At 55.5% G+C, this 5,246-nt stretch carries 3 protein-coding genes, 1 tRNA gene and 2 rRNA genes (1 of these 6 cut by a window edge); 1 reads left to right on the top strand and 5 read right to left on the bottom strand.

The window, feature by feature from the left end; genetic code table 11:
• Window positions 1–450: 450 nt before the first annotated feature.
• The 5 genes from AC1DYW_RS33010 to AC1DYW_RS32990 form a co-directional block, all read right to left on the bottom strand.
• Complete coding sequence (locus tag AC1DYW_RS33010) at window positions 451–765, bottom strand: type II toxin-antitoxin system RelE/ParE family toxin (protein WP_477228970.1); 315 nt, start codon at window positions 763–765, stop codon at window positions 451–453.
• Window positions 766–768: 3 nt separating this feature from the next.
• Window positions 769–1,035, bottom strand: coding sequence for a type II toxin-antitoxin system ParD family antitoxin (locus AC1DYW_RS33005; RefSeq protein WP_457154385.1), 267 nt, complete (start codon window positions 1,033–1,035; stop codon window positions 769–771).
• Between the two features lie 385 nt (window positions 1,036–1,420).
• Window positions 1,421–1,497: transfer RNA gene (locus AC1DYW_RS33000), tRNA-Met, on the bottom strand.
• 170 nt (window positions 1,498–1,667) lie between these two features.
• Window positions 1,668–1,782 (bottom strand): 5S ribosomal RNA (gene rrf / locus AC1DYW_RS32995).
• A 275-nt stretch (window positions 1,783–2,057) separates the two neighbouring features.
• Window positions 2,058–4,916 (bottom strand): 23S ribosomal RNA (locus AC1DYW_RS32990).
• Between AC1DYW_RS32990 and AC1DYW_RS32985 the strand changes: the two genes are divergently transcribed.
• Window positions 4,911–5,246, top strand: partial view of a hypothetical protein gene (locus AC1DYW_RS32985; protein WP_477228969.1) — the 5' portion only. The gene runs 9 nt beyond the window's last position; only the first 336 of its 345 coding nucleotides appear in the window; it begins with the start codon at window positions 4,911–4,913; its stop codon lies beyond the right edge, outside the window. The two genes, AC1DYW_RS32990 and AC1DYW_RS32985, sit on opposite strands and share 6 nt — an antisense overlap.

Here is a 5,246-nt window from a genome sequence, read left to right as displayed (position 1 = left end):
GTTCAGCAGGACTCTGCCGCCCACGTTTCTCTTTCTTCAATATTCAATTTTCAAAGAACAGACACCGCAGACGCAGTGTCGTGGCCCGTTTCGCTTTTGGCTCCGGGGCCGTCCGAGTGTCGCTTACGCGGCTCTCTTGAATCTCACAACGGGCAGGCTTAGAAGCAAACTTCTTCGTCGCCAGCGGCGTGCCGCCCTCGTTGGTGAGGCGTATATAGTCGCCACCCTCAACAACTGTCAACAGCCAAGATCATCCTTTTTTCGATTTCTCGTGGAGATCTCGGCGAGGCCCGAATTTGTGAGTTGGCTTGGCTCGATTGTGACCGGCTTTCCGGTGCAGCTTATCCGCATGAAGCACGCCACCAGATCAGCGCCGGGCGGATGCCATCGGCCCGAAATCGCTGGTCGCGCTTGGCGGAGCGCCCTGGCCGCGCCCTGCTTGAGCGCCGGTTAGAGCCGTTCTTCAAGCAATTCCCGCGTGATGTTGCGGCCGGCGCGTAAAGGACGCCCAAAATCAGTACCCGCTCGCCCTCGACGGCGAATGCAATGCTGACAGTGCGCCGGCACCCAACAATCCGCAGCCCCAGGCATGATCTCGACCCGCTCGGTGCCGCGCTGTGGAAAAGTCGACAGGTCGAGACAATGCTCGCGGATACCCACAACGAAATTCCAGGCGATCGCAGGCGATGCGCGTTCCGCTATGTCGTCATACAGCGCTTCCAGCTCGGACTCCGCCTTGGGATGGAAGACAATCTGATAGTCCATCCCCTACTTGGCTTTCGCCTGTTTCGCGCGATGACGCGCCTCCAGCCGCGAAAACACCGTGTCGGCAGGGGTCCCTTTCGTTGGATCCCGCTGGAGCTCGGCCAGGCGCGACGGTACGTCCTCACGCAGCCATTTCTCTCGCTCCGCCTCGAAGTCCTCAAGCATGCGCAGGCCAGCGCGGACAACCTCGCTGGCATTGTTATAGCGGCCTGATTCGAGCTGCTTCCTGATGAAGCTCTCATAGTGGTCGTTTAAAGCGTAATTTGGCATGGCAACCTCCTGCCTTGAGGGCGCCGGCGCGATCGAGGAGCGGCGTGCAAAGTCGATGCCCGCGGTCGTCATCTCCAAGGCAGCATGCGCGCGACGCAAACGACAATGTCTGCGTGACACGACAAAACCGGACAGAAATGGCATCCCGAGCGCGTCGGCGATCCGGTTGGAGTTCGCGTCTGTCGATCTACGGCTCACATATGCTCCAAACGCGCAACGCCCGCCGGCTTTTGGCCAGGCGGGCGTTTGGTTTCGGGGACAGGCTTTGTCTTATTTGTCCGGCTGGGTCGACTATGCCTGCTTGCGGGCCCCTGAGGGGTTCGAATCCATGGCCACGGTCGGCCGGACACAAAAACAGCCCGGGCTTGGCCGGGCTGTTTTAATTTGGTTGCGGGGACAGGATTTGAACCTGTGACCTTCAGGTTATGAGCCTGACGAGCTACCGGGCTGCTCCACCCCGCGTCAACTAGAAGTAAGCGCAAGCCTACGATAGGGATCGCCTACAGATAGGTAGAAGCCTCACCAAATGAAAGGGCCGCTTACGCGGCCCGTGATCCCGTTGGCGGGCCTTTTCATAAAGAGAAGATTTCTCTCCATCCGATTTGGATGTGAGATCAACGTGCGTTTGGCAGACCTGGCAGCGACCTACTCTCCCGCGTCTTGAGACGAAGTACCATCAGCGCTGGAGCGTTTCACGGCCGAGTTCGGAATGGGATCGGGTGCAGCCGCTCCGCCATAACCACCAGGTCGGCAAAACGCACGTTGTTCGAGAAGCTTTTGAGCGAATAGCTATTAGTGAGTAGCCAATAGGGATTACCTATTTTTTGGCCGTCTCGGAGCTTTTCGCTGGTCTTTTTTGTGCCTGGCTGTTCTTGGGGTCTGGCCCTTCGAAGCGAAGCTTCGCAAGGTCGACCGACCGTCGGCGCCGATGCGCCGCACCCACGTAGCGCCGCCCGCAGGGCAGAACAAGCGTGAGTGAGAACAAACCATCTGACTTCGTCAGATGGGCATAAGGAATGAGAACGATCAAGCCGATCGAACTATTAGTACCGGTAAGCTTCAAGCGTTGCCGCTCTTCCACACCCGGCCTATCAACGTGGTCGTCTTCCACGGTTCTCAGGGAATACTCGTTTTAAGGTGGGTTTCCCGCTTAGATGCCTTCAGCGGTTATCCCGTCCGGATATAGCTACCCTGCTATGCGGCTGGCGCCACAACAGGTCCACCAGAGATCCGTCCATCCCGGTCCTCTCGTACTAGGGACAGATCCTTTCAATATTCCTACACCCACGGCAGATAGGGACCGAACTGTCTCACGACGTTCTGAACCCAACTCACGTACCGCTTTAAATGGCGAACAGCCATACCCTTGGGACCTGCTCCAGCCCCAGGATGCGATGAGTCGACATCGAGGTGCCAAACAACCCCGTCGATATGGACTCTTGGGGGTCATCAGCCTGTTATCCCCGGCGTACCTTTTATTCGTTGAGCGATGGCCCTTCCACGCGGGACCACCGGATCACTATGACCGACTTTCGTCTCTGCTCGACTTGTCAGTCTCGCAGTCAGGCAGGCTTATGCCATTGCACTCAGCGAACGATTTCCGACCGTTCTGAGCCCACCATCGCGCGCCTCCGTTACTCTTTAGGAGGCGACCGCCCCAGTCAAACTACCCACCATACATTGTCCCGGACCCGGATAACGGGCCGCGGTTAGACATCCATAGTAATAAGGGTGGTATTTCAAGGGTGGCTCCACCTGAGCTGGCGCCCAGGTTTCAAAGCCTACCACCTATCCTACACATGCCACTACGAATGCCAATGTAAAGCTATAGTAAAGGTGCACGGGGTCTTTCCGTCTAACCGCAGGAACCCCGCATCTTCACGGGGAATTCAATTTCACTGAGTCTATGCTGGAGACAGCGGGGAAGTCGTTACGCCATTCGTGCAGGTCGGAACTTACCCGACAAGGAATTTCGCTACCTTAGGACCGTTATAGTTACGGCCGCCGTTTACTGGGGCTTCGATTCAGAGCTTGCACCCCTCCTCTTAACCTTCCAGCACCGGGCAGGCGTCAGACCCTATACGTCGTCTTGCGACTTCGCAGAGCCCTGTGTTTTTGATAAACAGTCGCTACCCCCTGGTCTGTGCCACCCTCCTCCACTTGCGTGGAAAAGGGTCACGCTTCTTCCGAAGTTACGCGTGCAATTTGCCGAGTTCCTTCAGCATAGTTCTCTCAAGCGCCTTGGTATACTCTACCAGACCACCAGTGTCGGTTTCGGGTACGGTTTATAAGGAGGAGCTATTTCCTGGAACCACGCAGCAGCCCGTTCAATCCGATAAGATTGGACTACCTCAATGATCCGTCACTACCTCCAAGCCCACGAATATTAACGTGGTTCCCATCGACTACGCGTTTCCGCCTCGTCTTAGGGGCCGGCTAACCCTGCTCAGATTAGCTTTAAGCAGGAACCCTTGGTCTTTCGGCGGGGGAGTCTCTCACTCCCCTTACGTTACTCATGTCAGCATTCGCACTTCTGATACCTCCACCACCCCTCACGGGTATGGCTTCATCAGCTTACAGAACGCTCCGCTACCGCTCGTGATTGCTCACGAACCCTAAGCTTCGGTGTATGGCTTTAGCCCCGTTACATTTTCGGCGCAAAGACCCTTATTTAGACCAGTGAGCTGTTACGCTTTCTTTAAATGATGGCTGCTTCTAAGCCAACATCCTGGTTGTTTTGGGATCCTCACATCCTTTCCCACTTAGCCATAACTTGGGGACCTTAGCTGTAGGTCAGGGTTGTTTCCCTTTTCACGACGGACGTTAGCACCCGCCGTGTGTCTGCCGACTAGTACTCCCAGGTATTCGGAGTTTGGTTAGGTTTGGTAATCCGGTGAGGACCCCTAGCCCATCCAGTGCTCTACCCCCTGGGGTATTCGGTCGACGCTCTACCTAAATAGATTTCGCGGAGAACCAGCTATTTCCGAGTTTGATTGGCCTTTCACCCCTAGCCACAAGTCATCCCGAACTATTGCAACAGTTATGGGTTCGGTCCTCCAGTAAGTGTTACCTTACCTTCAACCTGCTCATGGCTAGATCACTCGGTTTCGGGTCTAATGCGACGAACTGAACGCCCTGTTCAGACTCGCTTTCGCTGCGCCTACACCTAGCGGTTTAAGCTTGCTCGTCACACTAAGTCGCTGACCCATTATACAAAAGGTACGTGGTCACCCAGGACGAACCTTGGGCTTCCACTGTTTGTAGGCAATCGGTTTCAGGTACTCTTTCACTCCCCTTGTCGGGGTGCTTTTCACCTTTCCCTCACGGTACTAGTTCGCTATCGGTCATGCACGAGTACTTAGGCTTGGAGGGTGGTCCCCCCAATTTCAGACAGGATTTCACGTGTCCCGCCTTACTCGAGGACGATGATTTGCATTACGCGTACGGGGCTGTCACCCACTATGGCCCTACTTTCCAGAAGGTTCCGCTTGTCTCATCATCGCCACTGGCCTGGTCCGGGTTCGCTCGCCGCTACTTCCGGAGTCTCGGTTGATGTCCTTTCCTACGGGTACTTAGATGTTTCAGTTCCCCGCGTTCGCCACTTTACCCCTATGTATTCAGGGTAAGTTACCTATTATCGATACTTGGAAACCACAGCAGCATCAGCGCAATCTCGAAGAGATTGTCGCTCCAACGCGCCCCCAAAGGGAACGCGCCGGCCTGCTGCTCTGATTTTCCAAGTACCTTAGGTGGGTTTCCCCATTCGGAAATCTACGGATCAAAGGGTATTCGCACCTCCCCGTAGCTTATCGCAGCGTATCACGTCCTTCATCGCCTGTGCATGCCAAGGCATCCACCAATTGCCCTTAAGACACTTGATCGTTCTCATTGCCAATGCCCACCTGCGCGATCTCGAAGAGATCGTCGCTTCAGCCAAATCCCGAAGGATCCTGCTTCAGCGCGACCCCGAAGGGATCGTCGCATGGGCCAAATCCTGTGCGGGATTTAGCCCGATGTCATTGGCACAAAAAGACCAGCTTCTCGAGATCGGTTCGAGGGTGCGGTTAGGCAAACCCATCATATGCGGGAGATTGAGCGTCTCCCGCGACAAATCACAAGCCTTTTGGGCTCATGAAGTTCGAACAAATCTTCTCTTTACGATGTCAAACAGAACAGGCGGGAAAGCCAAGAAAGCTTCCCGCAAATCTTTT

The sequence above is a fragment of the Mesorhizobium sp. P2_D5 genome, assembly GCF_056404355.1.
This window is presented reverse-complemented; position numbering and strand designations above follow the sequence as displayed.